12 protein-coding genes and 1 tRNA gene are annotated in these 19296 nt (G+C 42.2%); 9 read left to right on the top strand and 4 right to left on the bottom strand.

Annotated elements, in window-relative coordinates; genetic code table 11:
- Window positions 1–135 precede the first annotated feature (135 nt).
- Window positions 136–1596 carry a cysteine--tRNA ligase gene (gene cysS / locus ACT3QP_RS01765; RefSeq protein ID WP_444524234.1) on the bottom strand — a complete coding sequence of 487 codons (1461 nt, stop codon included), beginning with the start codon at window positions 1594–1596 and terminating at the stop codon, window positions 136–138.
- A gap of 229 nt (window positions 1597–1825) precedes the next feature.
- Between cysS and ACT3QP_RS01770 the strand changes: the two genes are divergently transcribed.
- Window positions 1826–2422 carry a cob(I)yrinic acid a,c-diamide adenosyltransferase gene (locus ACT3QP_RS01770; RefSeq protein ID WP_444524235.1) on the top strand — a complete coding sequence of 199 codons (597 nt, stop codon included), beginning with the start codon at window positions 1826–1828 and terminating at the stop codon, window positions 2420–2422.
- A gap of 268 nt (window positions 2423–2690) precedes the next feature.
- On the opposite strand, the gene ACT3QP_RS01775 is transcribed toward ACT3QP_RS01770, so the two are convergent.
- Entirely contained in the window at window positions 2691–3590 is a 900-nt protein-coding gene (locus tag ACT3QP_RS01775; RefSeq protein WP_444524236.1) for a hypothetical protein, read from the bottom strand.
- Window positions 3591–3953: 363 nt separating this feature from the next.
- Between ACT3QP_RS01775 and ACT3QP_RS01780 the strand changes: the two genes are divergently transcribed.
- The 7 genes from ACT3QP_RS01780 (at window position 3954) to ACT3QP_RS01810 (ending at window position 12965) form a co-directional block, all read left to right on the top strand.
- Window positions 3954–4685 carry a glycerophosphodiester phosphodiesterase gene (locus tag ACT3QP_RS01780; RefSeq protein ID WP_444524237.1) on the top strand — a complete coding sequence of 244 codons (732 nt, stop codon included), beginning with the start codon at window positions 3954–3956 and terminating at the stop codon, window positions 4683–4685.
- A gap of 435 nt (window positions 4686–5120) precedes the next feature.
- Complete coding sequence (locus tag ACT3QP_RS01785) at window positions 5121–6299, top strand: acyl-CoA desaturase (RefSeq protein ID WP_413469393.1); 1179 nt, start codon at window positions 5121–5123, stop codon at window positions 6297–6299.
- A 172-nt stretch (window positions 6300–6471) separates the two neighbouring features.
- On the top strand, window positions 6472–7938 hold the full coding sequence (locus tag ACT3QP_RS01790; protein WP_444524238.1) for a protein adenylyltransferase SelO: 1467 nt from the start codon (window positions 6472–6474) through the stop codon (window positions 7936–7938).
- Between the two features lie 362 nt (window positions 7939–8300).
- The gene (locus tag ACT3QP_RS01795) at window positions 8301–10622 is read left to right on the top strand and encodes an NADP-dependent malic enzyme (protein ID WP_444524239.1); all 2322 of its coding nucleotides are present in this window, start codon (window positions 8301–8303) and stop codon (window positions 10620–10622) included.
- A 163-nt stretch (window positions 10623–10785) separates the two neighbouring features.
- On the top strand, window positions 10786–11973 hold the full coding sequence (locus tag ACT3QP_RS01800; RefSeq protein ID WP_444524240.1) for a tRNA nucleotidyltransferase: 1188 nt from the start codon (window positions 10786–10788) through the stop codon (window positions 11971–11973).
- A 16-nt stretch (window positions 11974–11989) separates the two neighbouring features.
- Window positions 11990–12799, top strand: a complete 810-nt coding sequence (locus tag ACT3QP_RS01805; protein WP_444524241.1) for a pteridine reductase — start codon at window positions 11990–11992, stop codon at window positions 12797–12799.
- 89 nt (window positions 12800–12888) lie between these two features.
- Window positions 12889–12965: transfer RNA gene (locus tag ACT3QP_RS01810), tRNA-Ile, on the top strand.
- Window positions 12966–13129: 164 nt separating this feature from the next.
- Here ACT3QP_RS01810 and ACT3QP_RS01815 read toward each other — a convergent pair.
- The gene (locus ACT3QP_RS01815) at window positions 13130–13771 is read right to left on the bottom strand and encodes an NAD(P)-binding domain-containing protein (protein ID WP_444524242.1); all 642 of its coding nucleotides are present in this window, start codon (window positions 13769–13771) and stop codon (window positions 13130–13132) included.
- A gap of 450 nt (window positions 13772–14221) precedes the next feature.
- On the opposite strand from ACT3QP_RS01815, the gene argE reads away from it, so the two are divergent.
- Window positions 14222–15379 (top strand): acetylornithine deacetylase, encoded by a 1158-nt coding sequence (gene argE, locus ACT3QP_RS01820; protein WP_444524243.1) that lies wholly within the window; start codon window positions 14222–14224, stop codon window positions 15377–15379.
- Between the two features lie 48 nt (window positions 15380–15427).
- Here the strand turns inward: argE and ACT3QP_RS01825 are convergent, their stop codons facing one another.
- Window positions 15428–19258: a Mur ligase family protein gene (locus ACT3QP_RS01825; RefSeq protein WP_444524244.1), complete on the bottom strand. Its 3831-nt coding sequence runs from the start codon at window positions 19256–19258 to the stop codon at window positions 15428–15430.
- Window positions 19259–19296: the final 38 nt, after the last annotated feature.

Genomic DNA, 19296 nt, shown 5'->3' on the forward strand with positions numbered 1-19296 from the left:
TCGCGTACAAAGGCTGTCCTTCATGAAGATAATTCTGAATCAGAGTCCTATATCTTATTAAGTCTACAAAAAAAGCCAGCTCAAAGCTGACTTAGTTTATGACTATATGTATGAGTGTTCTGTAACACATTTGCTTTAAGCACGGCGCCACGTCGTACCAGCACGGCTGTCCTCGAGCTCAATACCTGCTTCCTTCAATTGCTCACGTATCTCATCAGCACGCGCAAAGTTTTTGTTGGTTTTGGCATCTGCGCGTTCATTGATTAAGCCATCGATAGCCACATCCGTTAAGCCATTATCGACCTGCTCACCAATCACAGCTTGTAAAAACTGCTGTACTGGCTGCTGTAAAATATTGAGCACTTGTGCCAATGCTTTTAACTGCTCCGCCAAATGCCATGCAACATCGACCTCTTCCGCTTTGATGGCTTTATTGATATCACGTGCCAGCCCAAATAGCACACTGATAGCCGTTGAACTATTAAAATCATCGTTCATGGCTTTAATAAAGTCTTGTCCAGCGCTGCTGCTATAAGCTTTATTTATCAAATCATCCGTAATAACCAATGTTTGCCCTTTTTGCTGTTCAGCCAGTTTCAATGCATTATACAATCTGCTTAGGCTATGATGGGCCTCATCCAATGCACTATCGGAAAAGTTCACTTGGCTACGGTAATGACTTGATAATAAGAAAAACCGCAGCGTTTCTGGCAAATACTTGGCCATAACATCACGAATGGTAAAGAAGTTATTTAATGATTTAGACATCTTTTCGCCATCAACGTTGATAAATCCAACGTGCATCCAGTTGCGTGCATACTCGCAACCCGTTGCTGCTTCAGACTGGGCAATCTCGTTTTCGTGATGCGGAAACTGTAAATCATGACCACCGCCATGAATATCAAAGGTACTGCCCAAGCATTTAGTCGACATCGCCGAACATTCGATATGCCAGCCTGGACGCCCTTGTCCCCATGGGGATGCCCACTGAGGCTCCTCAGGTTTGGCGGCTTTCCATAGCACAAAGTCAAACGGATTACGCTTGTCATTTTCAACATCAACTCTCGAACCTGCCTGCATATCATCTAGATTGCGCTTAGACAACTTGCCGTAGTCCGCAAAGCTATCAACGGCGTAATAAACATCACCATTGTCTCCTGCGTACGCATAATCACCTTCGACCAATGTCTCGATCATTTGCTGCATCTCATCGATATAATCAGTTGCCCGCGGCTCGGCATTAGGTGATAAGCAACCAAGTGCAGAAAAATCTTCATGCATTGCTCTAATAAAACGCTGCGTCAGTGCACCAATCTCTTCGCCATTCTCAGCGGCACGAGCGATAATTTTGTCATCAATATCGGTAATATTACGCACATAATTAACGTCATAGCCCAATTGTGTTAGCCAGCGTACGGCCATATCAAAACCAATCATCATCCGCGCATGACCAATATGACAATAATCATAAACGGTCATGCCGCACACATAGATGCCTACTTGCCCTGCTTTGAGTGGTACGAATTGGCGTTTTCCGCCAGTCAGTGAGTCATAAATCGCAAGCTGAGACATCGCATCTGCAAGAGGTGTGGTCATGATTAAAAAGCCTTTTCATATAAATAAAGTAGATTAAATACAAGTTAAAATATTAGCCATGTTTTGTTAACCAGTAACCCTGATTTATCATTGCCCTCATCATAAGGAACAACACTAAAACGACTGTTATATAAAACTTGACCCATTATCTTAGCGAAAACAGCCGTAAAATACTACAATGAGCACGCAACTAATACCACTCAATCAAAAAATAGTTAAGGACTTAGATATGGGCAACCGCTTAAGTAAGATATATACACGTACTGGAGATGATGGTAGCACTGGTATGGCCGATGGCAGTCGAATCAGTAAAGCTGACAATCTATTTAATGTCATGGGTGATATTGATGAGCTCAACTCACATATCGGTCTAGTGCGTGCTCAATTACAACGCAACAAAGGCCAATCGATCGCCAAGGAGTTTTCTGAAGGCTTAATCATTATTCAACATTTACTGTTCAATATCGGTGGTGAACTGTCTATGCCAGAATATGAAGGTGTTAATGCCACTCATATTGAATGGTTAGAGCAACAAATTGATACAATGAATGCCACCTTGCCACCGCTCAAGGATTTTATCTTACCAACGGGTTCTGTTTTAGTAAGCCAGTTACATGTGGCTCGTAGTGTCTGTCGCCGTGCTGAACGCCAAGCTGTGTTGTTAAGACAGCAACGTCCAACAGCTATTCGTAATACAGCAGTGAGCTTTATCAATCGTTTATCTGACTGGTTGTTCGTCGCTGCACGTTTCTGCACTGATCCAAAACAAGTCTCTGAAGTACTTTGGGACAGTCAAGTGTTAAAGGGTTTTGATGCTAAAAAATAGCTATACATAATTATTAAGACATCAAGAAAAGCCCGCAACTTGACATCGCGGGCTCTTTTAATACTTAGTATTTAGGGCGTGTCCTCATTTTAAAAATGGTGATAAAAATGAGATAAACTGCAGTTAAACAAGGAAAATAGCGCAGATAATATCGAGATATTAATCAGCTATTTGACGCCGTTTGGCAAGATTTAGCCATTTTTAACCCATTTAGATGACTATCGATTGAATTGAGGACACGCCCTAGCAATTGCACCACTCTTACTAATTAGTAAGTAGCATTTTCGTCTTGAGTAATAACCATATCAATACTTTCATCTTCAGGTACTTCTTTTAGTACTTCTGGTTGGCTAGCTGCTGTATTGTTATCTGTAGGATTGCTTGGATTATCAATCGTTGGCGGTGTTGCAGGCTCAGTAGGACGAATTGGCTCAATCGGTGTGACTTCTCTAGGTTCGCGAATCGGTGCAGGTTGAGTATTATTGTTTTGTGTTGCTTCTCTTTGAGCACTCTGACTGTTCATCGCTGACTGCAATACAGAGCCTGCCATCACATCAGCAACGACAGCTACCAGTGCCGGCTGTCCAGCAATACGTGTACGTACCTGACCATTTTGAGTGCCAACGACATAGGTAAAAGAATCGTCCACGAGCATATTATTATTGATACGAATATTGTTTTCCGCTAAACGTGATTGTAGACTTGGTTGATTATTGGCCGCTTGGACTTGACTGGATTGATACAAGTCTGCACTTGGCAACGTCATACTCACACTTGCTTGGCAAGTCGTCAGACCATTGCTATTGGCTTCTTGTAAAACTGCGGCATTCTGTACATCAATCACGATACCGTCGATTTTATCAGTAATGGCACCACTGGCAAGATTAATCTCCGCATCGTTGGCATAGTTAGTAGCCAAAGCTTGCGCTTGCTGAGTGAGTGTGTTTTTTAGCGTCGTTTTGAGACGATCTTGTACCATTGGGTCATCACAACTAACGGCCGTTGCCGCAGCATTTTCAATAGCATCCGAATCCTGCTCTGTCAGCTCTGCTGTCTCCGTGGTGTCTTCTTTATCTGAGCGATCACAGCCTGCAAGCACCAAACTACATGCCATACCAATTCCAGCAATCTTCTGCCACTTACTCAAACCCTTATTTGCTACGCTCATATTCATTTTGCTCCCAATTTACTAATTCGTACCGCCACTGACGGACAGTGATTGATGTCCAAACCGCAACCCTAGCTGCCATAGGTTTGAAAAACCGACTATTATACGGTGTTTGTATTGAATGGTCATTAGTGTAGCCTATGGACACATAAATAACGCCCCCTTTAATGGGTAAAACCTACACTTAGTTGCAAAAACATAACAAATACGTACTTCGACGCTCAATGTAAATGCACCTTCAAAGTATTATCATTGAACAACATAATGGAAAACATCATATCAACGCTCTATTTAACAAATTTTATTAGACGCTACTCATATGACGCTATATGATTACTCATAAAAATAGCCGAAATGACAACCATGATAAATTTTAAAAACACACGATTACTTGGTCATCGTGGTGCTCGTGGTGAAGCACTGGAAAACACATTGATAGGATTTGAGCATGCTCAACGTCTTAACACTCATGGTTTAACGGGAATTGAGTTTGACGTACAGCTAAGTGCTGATGACCATTTGGTTGTGTTCCATGATGACGACCTAACACGTATGTGTCAGCAGCAATCACGCATTGATCAGCTCAGCATTGCGGAAATTCAGCGCCATCGACAGTTTAATCATCAAATTATGACATTGGAAAGTATAGCGCCCCTACTCAGTGATTTTACTTATATCGAACTTGAGGTGAAAACGCATTGCCGTACTAATTACACCAAATTAATAAAGGCCTTGACCCGTCATTTAGTTGACAGCTCATTTGCTAACTTACCTATTGCGTTAACTAGTTTTGATATGGAATTACATGCGCGGTTGCAACGCAGCAAGCCACTTATGCACATTCCGCGTGGTTTGTTGATTGACACACCTAAAGCCTTGATCGCTGCGACCAATACAGCACTACAGCTTGGCTGTGGTCAATTGGGTATATACCATCCTCTTATCAACCAAGCCGTTATTGAGCATAGCCACCGCTACGGTTTACCAGTCAGTGCTTGGACCGTCAATAACACCGATACGATTGCACAACTGGTTCAATGGCACACCGATGTAATCATTACCGATTTCCCAAGCCATTTATTACTAAATTCGTAAATCTATTTTTCATTTCAGCTACCTCAAAAAATTCATATATTTTGATATAGTGCTTACACTTATCCTTAATGCCTGATAAATCACAGGTTATTTACGTCAATACATCCCATAATCAATACAAGTTGTTGTTATTTAGCAATATTTTTATAGTGCATGAGTGTTCACTTTATGAAAATTTTAGGGTATTATAGAGACTTAAATGAATACCGTTAGGGATATTATATGATCGCAAAAAAAGCACTTGGCTTACCGCTGAAAGGCTTACGTTTCGCTATCAAATCTGGTGATACGCTTGTAAAAGCAGCCAGCACTCAAGCCTCACGTTTTAAGACGCGTTTTGATACGAGTAATTCGATCGATAGTCTGCCAGTTGCTAAACGCAACTATGCTGATACGACCGTAAAAATTGATACCTCTGAAAAAGGTGAGATCGATATACGGGAGTTTGAGTTTACCAAAGCGCCGATCAATTGGATCCCTGCGGCTATATTAGTAGCCACGCCAATTGCTGCTGCCGTTATCACACCGTGGTATTTATTGACTCATCAAGTTAGCGCGCCGGTTTGGGGTGTATTTGGTGCCTTTATGGTATGGACAGGTATTAGTATTACTGCTGGTTACCATCGTCTACTGTCACATCGTGCATATAAAGCGCATCCGATTGTCAAAAACTTCTTATTGCTTGGCTCAACCCTAGCCGTACAAGGCTCAGCGTTTGACTGGGTTTCTGGTCACCGTAGCCATCATCGTCATGTAGATGATCGTTTAGATGACCCATATTCAGCAAAACGTGGTTTTTGGTTTAGCCATATTGGTTGGATGCTGCGCAATTATCCTAGTGGTAAGTTTGATTACAAAAATATTCCTGATTTGACCAGAGATAAAACGTTACAAATTCAGCATAAATACTATGGCTTATGGGTAGTTGCCTTAAACGTCGGTATGGTCGCTGGTATTGGTTGGTTATTAGGTGATGTTTGGGGTACTTTACTGATTGCTGGTTTGCTGCGCTTAGTACTAACCCATCACTTTACCTTCTTCATCAACTCGTTATGCCACATGTTTGGTACACGTCCTTATACCGATACCAATACTGCCCGTGATAACTTTTTCTTAGCTATCTTCACATGGGGTGAGGGTTATCATAACTATCATCACTTCTTCCAATACGACTATCGTAATGGTGTTAAATGGTGGCAATATGACCCTACCAAATGGTTGATTGCAGGCTTATCTAAAATTGGTTTAACCAGTGAGCTACGTACTGTAGATGACACTACTATCAAGCATGCTGAAGTGCAAATGCAGTTTAAAACCGCTCAACAGCAGATTGATACAGCGACAGCAAGCGGTATTGATATTCCTCATGCAATGAAGAATTTTCAAGATCGCATCAAGTTTGAATATGAGGCTTTTACGAAAACAGTAGAAGAATGGCAAGCGCTAAAAACCAAAACTATTGAACTGAAGAAAACAGAGTTTGCTGATCGTTTACATGAAGTTGATGATAAGCTAAAGCACGATTACGCCAAAGTTGAGCAAAAAATACTTGAGCATAACAGCAATCTAAAAACAGCATTCCGTGCGATTGGAACAAACAAAACAACCGCTTAGTCGCTGACTTCTCATTATTGTAAAGCTTCTCCTTCCCTCTATCCGTCATGGATGGAGGGTTTTTTATTGAATATAATAAATAGACAGCAAGATAGATAAAGCTAAACGCTGTCTTGTGGTGGCTATGTTATAGTGGTCCCATCATTTTGATGTTTTAATAGGAACGGCTTGTATGCGTTATCAAAATACCTATGTCAAACTAGACACACGCCTCTATCATGAGCAACCACCCACGCCATTAGACAACCCACGTGCTGGTCATTTCAACACCCAAGTTGCAGAGCAGTTGGGCTGGACAGAAGATAAAGATCTGATGACACGCTGGGTTGAGATACTTGGTGGCCAATACGTGCCAGCAGAGTTTAAGCCGTTGGCTATGGCATATTCTGGTCACCAGTTTGGACAATGGGCAGGACAGTTGGGTGATGGACGTGGTCTATTAATGGCACAAGTAATCGATAGTAAGAACCAACCTCACGATTTACATCTAAAAGGCGCTGGTCTCACACCTTACTCACGAATGGGTGATGGACGCGCTGTCCTGCGTAGTACCATTCGCGAGTATCTATGCGGTCATGCACTTACTCAACTTGGTATTCCTTCATCTAACGCGTTGGGATTTGTTGTATCAGATACAAGAGTACGCCGTGAGCGTATCGAAGTCGGTGCTGCACTGATGCGCGTGGCTGATAGCCATATTCGTCTTGGTCATGTGGAGTGGATTGCAAGCTTTGCACCTGATGTGCTCAGTGAGTTTACTGACTATATGATTGACACTTACTATCCCGAGTGCCGTGATAGTGAGAATCCTGTGCCAGCGTTTCTGACTGCTGTGGTTGAGCGTACTGCGCGAATGATCGCTGATTGGCAGCTGATAGGGTTTGCACATGGTGTCATGAATACAGATAACCTATCTATCACGGGCAGCACCTTAGATTTTGGACCTTTTGGTTTTATGGAACGGTTTAATCCGGCTTGGATCAACAACCACTCCGACCACACAGGTCGATACTCTTATCAAAATCAGCCTGCTATCGGTCATTGGAATCTCAATGTTTGGTTACCACACTTTATGCGTTTAGAAGGCGTCACGCGTGACACACTAGCAGACTGCTTGTCACCTTATGAAGCGACCTTTATGCAGCATTATCAGCAAGGCTTATGCCGTAAACTTGGCTTACCTCATGGTTCTCAAAGTCTGACACTGGCTTTTGAATGGTTGACGTTACTAGAAGACAACCTACTCGACTACACAAATAGCTTCCGCGCGCTACTCGGTTTAGTCTCACCAAACGATCATCCCTACGAACAAACACTACTGGTCACTATGACCAATGAATTGAGCATTGATGCACAACAAGTATGGCAAGATTGGTCGACACGTTATATAGCACAAGTACAACAGCTCACTATCGATCAAGCTATTCACGATATGCAAACCCATAACCCTGTTTATATATTACGTAATAGTATGGCACAGCGTGCTATCACAGCAGCAGAACAAGGTCAGTTTGAAGAAGTTAACCGGGTTTTTGAATTATTGGCTGACCCCTATCGTTTGCAAGACATCGCCATCGATCTCGATAGCACACCACCCTTGCCTGATGCACCGCAAATGCCGATTAGCTGTTCATCTTAATCTAGGACATACCCTAGTCTATCACTCTGTAATATTTTGAAACATTATGAGATTATGATTGGTATTTAGTCTTATTTTTTGGCATTATCAACGAGATAAATAACGAATATCATTTTATTGTATTATTCAAGCAATTCATCGCTATTGACTAGGCGTGAATTGCCAATAGTGATAGAATAACAGTTTTTGCTAGATTGCATTTTTGATGCCAGTATTTAATCACTGATTACTATCTCTGTGACCATCAATCCTTTAGTACCAATGACCCCTTAAATTATTGTCATTCCTTAATTTTTTAAGGGCGAAACGTTTTTTTATCTCCATTTACTTTATTCCAATTTATTCCAACCATGGCAATTATTATGAATGACGATACCAACTTGAATACGGATAACCTTAGTTCGGAAAAAGAGCAGTTTGAACAAGCTGCCTTGCATTACCATGAATTTCCACGTCCAGGTAAAATCTCAGTCACCCCTATTAAACAGCTGGCTAACCAACGTGATTTAGCGCTGGCTTACTCACCAGGTGTGGCAGTTCCTTGTCTTGAAATTGAAAAAGACCCAACGCTAGCAGCAAAATATACAGCTCGTAGCAACTTGGTTGGTGTCATTACCAACGGTACTGCGGTACTTGGCTTAGGTAATATCGGTCCATTGGCATCAAAACCTGTCATGGAAGGTAAAGGTGTTTTATTCAAAAAATTCGCAGGTATTGACGTTTTTGATATTGAAATTGCACAAAACGATCCAGACAAATTCATTGAAGCGGTTGCCTCTCTTGAACCTACTTTTGGTGGTATCAACCTAGAAGACATCAAAGCACCAGAATGTTTCAAAATCGAGCGTGAACTACGTAAGCGCATGAACATTCCAGTATTCCATGATGACCAACATGGTACGTCAATCATCGTTGCTGCAGCAATGCTCAATGCGTTATTGATTACTGGCAAAAAAATCGAAGAAATCAAAGTGGTTTGTTCAGGTGCCGGTGCTGCGGCTATTTCTTGTTTGGATATCATTTGCGCACTTGGCGTAAATAAAAACAACATCTTTGTTTCAGACTCACGCGGTATCATTACCACCATTCGTGAAAATCTGGACGAAACCAAACAGCGCTATGCGCGTGAGACGACTGCGACCACTATCGAAGAAGTCATGGACGATGTCGATATGTTCTTGGGCTTATCTATGCCGGGCACCTTGTCTGAAGACATGGTTCGCCGCATGGCAAAAGACCCTATCGTCTTTGCACTAGCCAACCCAACACCTGAAATCATGCCAGAACTGGCGCATGCTGTGCGTCCAGATGTCATCATGGCAACAGGTCGCTCAGACTATCCAAACCAAGTAAACAATGCATTATGCTTCCCTTATATCTTCCGCGGTGCATTAGATGTTGGTGCAACAACCGTCAATGAAGAAATGAAAGTGGCTTGTGTAAAAGCAATCGCTGCAATGGCACATGTCGAAGCAACACCAACTGCCAGTGTTAGAAACATCGATAAAATGCAAAGCTTCGGTCGTGATTACCTGATCCCAGGACCTCTAGAGCCAAACTTAATTATTGAGATTGCTTCTGCCGTTGCTCAAGCTGCGATGGATTCAGGCGTTGCTACTCTACCTATCGCTGATATGCAAGCTTATCGTCAGCGTCTATCTGAGTTTGTCTATAACTCTGCGTTCGTGATGAAACCTATCTTTGCTCGTGCCAAGTCTGCACCAAAACGTATTGTTTACTGTGAAGGTGAAGATAATAACATCTTACTTGCTGTACAAGTCGTGGTTGATGAGCAGCTAGCGAAGCCTATTTTGGTTGGTCGTCCTTCAGTCATTGCCGCCAATATTGAAAAACTGGGCTTGCGTCTAAAAGATGGCGAAAATATTACTATCGTCAATATTGATGACGATTCTCGCTATAAAGACTACTGGCAAGGCTACTACGAACAGAATAAGCGTCGCGGTGTTAGTATTGAACTTGCTCGCCGTGATGTTCGTCGTAAGACCACATTGATTGGCTCATTGTTGGTCAATAATGGTGCGGCAGATGCCATGGTATGTGGTACGTTCGGCCATTATCAGTTGCACTTGAGATATGTTGAAAGTGTCATTGGTAAAAAAGAAGGCATGAAAGACTTCTATGCTATGAATGCGGTACTCATGCAAGACCGTAATATTTTCATTGCGGATACTTATATCCATGAAGATCCAACCGCTGAACAGTTAGCTGAAATGACTCTCTTGGCAGCTGAACAATTACGTCGTTTTGGTATTACCCCACGTGTCGCGCTAGTTTCTCACTCTAACTTTGGTGCTTCAGATCGTACCAGTGCTGCCAAAATGCGTCAAGTATATCAACTACTAACCGATATGAATGTAGATTTTGAGTTTGATGGTGAGATGCAAGGTGACGCCGCGCTGAATGAGCATATTCGTCTAAACCATATGCCATCGAGTCCATTAAAAGGTGCTGCAAACCTACTTATCTTGCCAACGCTTGACGCATCAAATATTGCCTTTAATCTACTCAAAACAGCCACTGGCAGTGCCTCTATCGGACCTATTTTGTTAGGTTCTAATAAGCCAGTACACATTCTAACGCCATCAGCGACTGCACGTGGTATCGTTAATATGACTGCGCTGGCCGTTACTGAAGCTCAAGATTTAGAAAATGAAAATCAGTAATACGCCATAGGCAGTATAAACGTATTATTAAGACGGTCACTATTACTTATTTATAGAAACCGTCTGCTATACTAAAAACCAGTCAATGCTCTTAAAAGGCATAGACTGGTTTTTTTATCAGTAAAAATTGAGTGCCTAAGCTTACTCAATAAAAGAGGATATTATGCAAATCTACCTAGTGGGTGGTGCGGTACGTGATCGACTATTAGGTCGCCCTATCAAAGATAAAGATTTTGTCGTCGTTGGTGCGACAGTTGCAGAAATGCTTGATGCAGGATTTCTGCAAGTGGGCGCAGACTTTCCGGTGTTCTTACATCCAAGTAGCCATGAAGAATACGCACTAGCACGTACGGAACGCAAACAAGGCTTAGGCTATCAAGGTTTTAGTGTTCATGCTAGCCTCGATGTGAGCTTAAAAGAGGACCTGCAACGGCGGGACTTGACCATCAATGCCATGGCAATAGAGGTTACCAGTCTGAATGATGACACCCCTATCAATGGTAAGGTTATTGACTATTACGGTGGCCTGGCTGATATCAAAAATAAAAATTTGCGCCATGTATCCAGTGCGTTCAGCGAAGACCCACTACGAGTACTTAGAACGGCTCGCTTCTATAGCCGTTATTATGACTTAGGGTTTACCATCGCCGATGATACCTTGAGATTAATGCGTGAGTTAGTGGCCTCTGGAGAGCTTAGCCATTTAAGTAGCGAACGTATTTGGCAAGAATCGAGCCGAGCAACCATGCAGCTATCGCCTCAGGTCTATTGGCAACAATTATACGAAATCGGTGCGCTAACAGAGTATTTTACGCCACTGCATCAAGCTTGGGCCAATACTCAGATAAGAGAGACTGTACAGACTGCGCTGTATTTCGCAGGTCAAATGCAGCTCAACTTATCACAACGTTGGGCCTTATTAATGACTAGCCTGAACTTATCTCTATTTACTTTAGGGCGCACAGATGCAAATACTAATAAAACAGCTAATATAAAAGAAATTAACGATATAGGCAGTACCGCCAAGGTACCAAAAATACAAACCCAATTTGCCAGTTTATTCGTGCAACAAGCCGAAAACTTTAGCAAGATAAACACTCTTACTGCTCTTGAAAAAATTGATCTTTTACAAACTTGCGGCGCGCACAAAGAGCCTAATAAACTCTCACAACTACTCGTGTGTAATCAGGTATTACAACTGGCAATACAACACCGTCAAATGATGATAGCACTAAATAGCTTTCACGATATTGGCATGACAGATATAGCACCAGACCTCAAAGGCCCAGCTATTGGTGAGGCACTAAGGCAAGCTAGAGCTGAGCACTTACAAGCGCAAAACCAACGTTAAAAAGCATACAATGATTATGAACCAAGCACCCCATACCATGCCATCAGCCAGTCATCACTCTCCAGTTATGTTGGTAACGGGCAGTGCTAAGCGTATTGGTGCAGCCATCGTGAGGGCCGCACATCATAAGGGCTACCGAGTCATCATTCACTGTCATCATAGTGAGCAACAAGCAAAAGAATTAGCCACCGAGTTAAATCATATTCGTGCCAATAGTGCAGCCGTTGTTGTTGCTGATTTGACCATCGTCAACGATAGCGCTGCGTTACATGTGTTCGTTAAAGATATTATAGAGACCTTTGGGCAGCTTGATGTATTGGTACACAATGCTTCACGGTTTTACCCGAGCCCCCTCGGCAATATCGATCATGCACAGTGGGATGAGTTGTTTTTAACCAATGCCAAGGCACCGTTGTTTTTAAGCCAAGCACTATCACCTTATCTCAAAAAGCAAAGAGGCTGTATTATCAGTCTATTGGATATTCACGCCCATGATAGACCGTTTAGCCATTATACTGTCTATAATATGGCAAAAGCTGCTCACCGTATGATGGTACAGTCACTGGCATTAGAAATGGCACCAGACATACGAGTCAATGGGGTTGCGCCTGGGGTGAATGTCTTACCTGACTCTGCTAGTGATCAAGCTATTGATGATAAGCAGCAGAAAAGCATTATCGATGCTATTCCTCTACAGCGAGTTGGCCGACCTGACGAGATTGCTCATAGTGTACTGTACCTCGTACAGGCAAAATATATCACTGGAGAGATTATCACTGTGGATGGTGGTCGCAGCCTAACCTTGGCTGGTGGTCATATTTCATAAAATAGCGCTTAATAAAAAATATCTTGATTACTGCTTATTTTTTACTTGAAAAATTAAAAAAATCAGGTATCATTGTCCGTCTAACGTTAGGGCCCATAGCTCAGTTGGTTAGAGCAGAGGACTCATAATCCTTTGGTCGTAGGTTCGAGTCCTACTGGGCCCACCAAATTCAAACCCTTACAGTCATTGACTTGTAAGGGTTTTTTATTGTCTAAAATTTATGTGAACGCATGGATGTAATTAATTTTTTGAATGGTGTTATAAAAAGCAGGCTGATATTAGGATCTATTGAACATTCCAACATTAGGACTGCTGACTGCTAAAGTCACATCAAACTAAGCATGAACCGATGATATAGAAACACTGTGTATTAGCATATGCTGTGTCACTAACAGTGCTTGTGGTATTTTTTTTGATAGCGATATGTTCAGTGATGCGTCCAGCATCATGCCAAACACCCAAGATAAACCATGACTCCTGCCCTGATAAGAAAGGTAGGCCTAATAAATGAATACCATCATGGGCCAATTTACGGAAATCAACGGTTTCTCCGCCATTCATACCGCTGACAGCAAAGCCTTTTAATTGTCCATCATTTGGTTTTTCTTTGTCCCATCCACCTAATACACCTAACCACCAGACATTGTCACGACCTCTATAGCGTTGTGGTGGACGTTCATGCGCACCAACCGATAAATAAACTTTTTTGCCAGCAGCGTTTAATTCTTTAGCGATCTGCACACCCGATGAGCCACTACCAATCACTAATACAGCAACCTCTGGTAACTGTTCAGGGTTTTTATAACTATCCGAGTGAATCTGTTGCACACTAGCGATTGAAGGGATAATTGGTGGAATAGAAGGTACTTGGAACGCTCCTGTTGCAACCACAATTCGCTTGGCTTCCAACTCTCCCTTTGAAGTAGTGATATGGTAGCCTTGTCTTTTTTGCAAAGGCGTAACCTTGGTCACCGCAATGTCAGTTTGAATGCGCGCATCAATATTTTCAGCGTATTTTTGGAAGCAACAGTAACCTTGTCATGATGAACAAACCCTTCTTAGTCGGCGCCAAACAACATGCTAGGAAAACGATCATGCCAGCAAGGACCATTGGCAACTAAAGAGTCCAAACGATGCCTACACCATGCTTCTGTAATACTAGCTTGTCCGTTGTCTGCATCTTTTTCTCCTATAAATTAATATCTATTTACATCCTATGGGAACCCACAGCAATTGAAATAACTCTTGATTCAGAAAAACAAAATCATCAGAAAACAGCATATGAATGACAAAGCATAAAGGCAGATATTTTTTTGGTTTACTATTTCTGAATCAGGAGTACAAAAAATCAGAATAGATAAGGTTTTAGAGTATACCTATACTAAATTTTACTCAGTCATTTACTTCAAAGGATACTAAGCCGTGTCATCAATTAGCACACTCATAAATAAAGACAGCAGTATAGAAATATTAAAAGCCTTGATTGGTTTTGACACGACTTCTTATAAAAGTAATTTATCTTTGATTGAAGCCGTTAAATCTCTATTTGAAAGCCACAGCATTTTCGTGATTGTCGATTATAGCGAAGACCGCAACAAAGCCAATTTATTCGCTTCTACTGGACCAATAGAAGCGCATGGTGTCTTGTTATCAGGGCACACCGATGTGGTGCCTGCCAATAAAGACCGTTGGGACAGTGATCCTTTTATTGCTGATGAACGTGACGATAAAGTTTACGGGCGTGGTTCAACAGACATGAAAGGCTTTGTCGCCTGTGCCATTAGAATAATGTGCCAAGCCAGCCAGCAGAAGCTGACTATCCCACTGCATTTATGCTTGTCTTTCGATGAAGAAGTTGGTTGCTTAGGTGTTAGAAATATCTTACCTAAGTTACCGACTTTGATGAAGACACCGAGATTTTTTGTCATTGGTGAACCGACCTCTATGCAAATCGCGATTGGGCATAAAGGCAAAGCAGTATATCAAGCGCACTGTAGCGGAGAGAACGGTCACTCGTCAATGGCACCCAACTACCGTAATGCGATTCATGTCGCCACACAAGTAGTGGCGTCATTGGTAGATAGTCAAAATGAATTGGCTCGTAGCGGACAACGTGATGATAAGTACGACATCCCTTACACGACTATTCATGTTGGAAAAATCCAAGGTGGCACTGCGTTAAATGTGGTTTCAGACAGCTGCACCATAGATTACGAGATACGACACATAGCAGAAGACAGTCTTGACACGATTAACGATATTATCAATACAAACTTGCAAAAACACGCTTACAGTCAGTATGCCAATATCCAATTTATGAATGCTTATCCAGGGTTAAGTACCAGTCATGAGCATCCTGAATTAAAGTTCTTGAAGTCATTACTGTCAGATGACACTACCGTTGGAAAAATACCTTTTGGTACAGAAGGTGGCTTATTTTCTCAAACCTTTGATAGCCCTATTTTTGTTTGTGGTCCCGGCTCAATGGAACAAGGCCACAAACCCAATGAATATGTAGAAATATCTGAAATGGATAAATGCGACTTGTTTTTAGAGAACTTACTAAAACAGCTGCAATAGCGTAAAACCCTGCCAGCGAGAATAGCAAGTGTGACTGCTCAGATGATTTCAGCACTGGATCATCATTTTTGTAGATAGCTCATAGCAGGTTTTTCGACTCTCAGCCCCCAACACAATACTTAGGTAATGCACACCATCATCAGTCCAGTGATTGATTAAATTAGACCCAATCCCCACCAAGTTACCTGTTTTCACACCTAAAATATTTGCATGAGTGTGCATCAGCTTATTGGTGTTCAACACTCTTTTACCATTAAAGGTAAAGCTTTTTAATGCACAATAAGCAGCCACCTCAGGATATTGACTGATAAATACCTTCGCAAGTGTGCTCATGTCTTGCGCCGTGGTATGGGCGTTTTTATTTAAACCAGAACTACTGCACCAGCGGCTGTTGGTTAAACCCAATACCTGTGACTTTCGCACCATCTTTGTGATAAAACTGGCTTCATCGCCAGAGTGCCAACACGCTAATGCAAAAGCGGCCTCATTGGAGCTAGCAATCAATGCTGATTGCACAAGAACGGATAACGGTATTTTCTCGTTTTTTTGATAAAACTTATAGTATTCACTACTGCCTTTTAATAAATCGACAGGCATCTCAACGAATGTTAATGCAGGGTCCAAGTTATCTTGCTTTACTTTATCCCATACCAACATCACTGTCATTAATTTGGCCAATGACGCCATTATTTTTGGGGTATCCACCTGTATAGACGTTATTCGCTGGCAATGGGCTATTTGGTTATTTTGAAAATCAAAACGCTCAAGCAGTATGGCAGTATTGGTATCAAGCCTGCTTATAATAGTATCTTCCGCAGTAATCATGTTGACATTTTGATGCACTTCATCGGCTTTATTCTGAATAACAGGTTTTGTGTTAGCCGAAAACAATTTATTAAGCCCAATACCATTTGATGCTTTGATAAACACATGGTCATGCGCTTGAACAAACGAGGCAAGATTATGACTTAAAGCCTGCGCATCATCAAAATGACATACTTCAATATTTGATTGCTTGAGCGCATCAGCCACCGCAGCACTTTGCTTACCAACTAAAACAATGGTTCTGAATGCCATTTGTTTGATGATCGGTATCAGTTGTAAGTGATATTTTTGGCTGTCATTGCCAAGCTCTAACATATCGCCCAAAATTAATACTTTATGTTGCGCAGGTACGTCTAGTTGCTCAAAGGTTTCAAGTGCTGCTTGCATTGATAACGGGTTGGCGTTGTAAGCCTCATTATACAAAGTAATAGCGATATTTTTATAAGTGGTTTGCTGCACTTGCCCGCGCCCCGCCACGGCTTTAAAACTGGCAAGCTTAACAATGGCCTCATTAACCGGTAGCTGGTAATGGTTCACCACTGCCAATATGGCCATGGCGTTTAATACCATGTGCTTGCCGCGCGCTTGTAAAGTTAGCGTGTGTACCTGCCCATCAATCGCTATTTGGGCTTGGCCGTTTTTTTCTGTATAACCTTGCAGTTTTATGGTGGCGTCAGGGTGCTCACCATAACTGACAACCTGTATGCCCCACGTATGTGCCAGCTGTGCAATCAAATCATATTGCTTAATATCTCGGCAAACCACGGCTAAAGACCCTGCCGCCATGCCCTCAAAAATACGCGATTTTTTAAGGGCAATATTTTCAACATTATGATGGTACGCTAAATGCGCGGCCGCAATATTGGTGATTAAAGCAATGTTTGGGCGCACCAAATCGGTATTGGCAGACATTGACCCAATCGCCATCTCTAACACCCAATAGTCAACCGTTTGCGGCAAACAGGCCAAATTCCAAGCAATGCCTACTGGCAGATTGGCACTGGATTGCGTGTAACCTGCTCCGCCAAAGCTATTTAAGGTGTGTGCCAGCATATTAACCGTGGTGGTTTTTCCAGCACTACCGGTGATGCCAATCACCTTGCCATTAAACGCCTGACGAGTATAACGGCCAATATCTATGGTCGCTTGGCGTATGTTGCTGACGTGCAATACGGGCACACCCAAGTGTTGATAGGACGATGCATCATCGGTGATAACGGCAGACGCGCCTTTTTTGACAAGCAACTCAATGGCGGTTTTAGACAAGTAACCTACGTCCATTCGCTTGCCACGAGCCACGATAACTTGACCTGATTTAAAGCTCGGTGGCCAAATACAAAGGCCTGTTGCATACCAACCTGCTGGCGGCTGGGTTAGCCACTTTCCTTTAATAGCAAAAACAAGCGAGTTAGCCGTCAGCGTAAACTGTGTTGAGCCTTGAGTATTTAATTCTACTGGCTCTTTTTTGTCTACGTTTCCAACATGGACTACATTATGATTTGGTTGGTACTTTTTTGCAGCAAGCTTTGGATAATTAACTGTTTGTAAAAAATTACCGTAATTAATAAGTCCTGACAAATAATGCTCTACATCGTCAATTCGTACTCTAAATGAGTGGTGACGAATAAAAAAGCCATGCAAGATGGTTTGCGGCGCTTTAAAAAACATCGCCATTTCAGGAAAAAAGAAGCCATTCATTAAGTGGTTAGCACGAGCATGCAGCGCCTGATAAAACCCTTGAACATCAAAGCCCACTAATACGTCATGAAACTCGGGATGCTCATCTAACTTGATTAGCATCTTATGAAATGCCATCGAGAGCTCAAGCAAGGTCGGAAATGTGGTGATGCGGTTTTTAATAAAATCGGTATAACCTTTAATGTTATCGACTGCAAACTGAAAATACTTTTTTTCTGGTTTATAAATAATCAGCTCGTTTGAGCAATAAGACAACCAATGATCGTGTGCTTGATGATGTTTGGCATCAATAAAATAGTCAAAAGCACGCGTTACACAGTTAAGCCAGCGCTCGTTGTTGGTTAGGCCATACAAACGCATGAGGGCAAAAGCGGCCTCGCCATCATAATAAATAATACGATTTTTGGCCTTAAGCGATAAATCATGGCCATGTAATACGTGTACAAAGCTACCGTCACTTTGTTGCATGGCTTCTATACCCGCTGCCAATTTGGCGGCTAAATCGTGGTACTCATCGGCCAATGGTGTGCCTTTAAATACTTGCAAATATTTAACCAGTGCCAGTATGGCAACAGCATTGGCGCCCAGTTTAATCTCGTCGCCTGTGTCTATCACATAGGCTTTTTCATCATATATATTGACAAGCTCATGAATCAGGTAGTGCATAGCTTTATCAATATTACTTTTTATCTCCGCTAAATTAGTCTTAGCACCCATATAGCCAGCATCAAAATTACGGCAGGCTTCATAGCCTTCTATGAGCGCATAGGTACTACTGGCATGGCGCAGGCTGTTGTAAGTGTTGATGGTACGACCAAAACAAGGAAAATGCCCATATACATACTGACCCGAAGGAGTGACCTGTTTGGCAAGGTATTGCGTGGCCTGCGCAATAATGGGTTGCGTGCTACTTGCCGATAAAGGCAACAATTTACGATGGCCTTTAAAACGTGGCTGTGTATCGAGGTTATGACACTCACCCGTCTCCTCATCAATAAATACACCAGCTGTATTAAAATTGATAACAGGTAAGTCATCGCTAAACGTTGGAATTTGGCTGCTACCATGGCGTGCCTTTACATACACGTTCAGGTTGTTGGCATTCACCCCCGCATGCGAAACGGTATTGCCTAAATACAGACAAGCATTCGCATTTAACTCCATTTCGGTAAGCAATAACCATGGCTCACGCTGGCCTGCAAAGGCAATGCCTGAACGGTAATAGTTCCGCTTAAATTTCTTTAGACTTTGCCGAAAATCTGACCAAGTCGTGAGTGAAGCTTGATTGATCCACTCAAGCCGCAACCAAACAACAGGAGAATCAAACTTCTCTGACAACTTATCAATCTTTGCCATTATTACGGGCAATATTTTTTTAAAATCAGAGAAACTAC

This window comes from Psychrobacter sp. AOP7-B1-24 (assembly GCF_052376215.1).
Taxonomy (GTDB): Bacteria; Pseudomonadota; Gammaproteobacteria; order Pseudomonadales; family Moraxellaceae; genus Psychrobacter.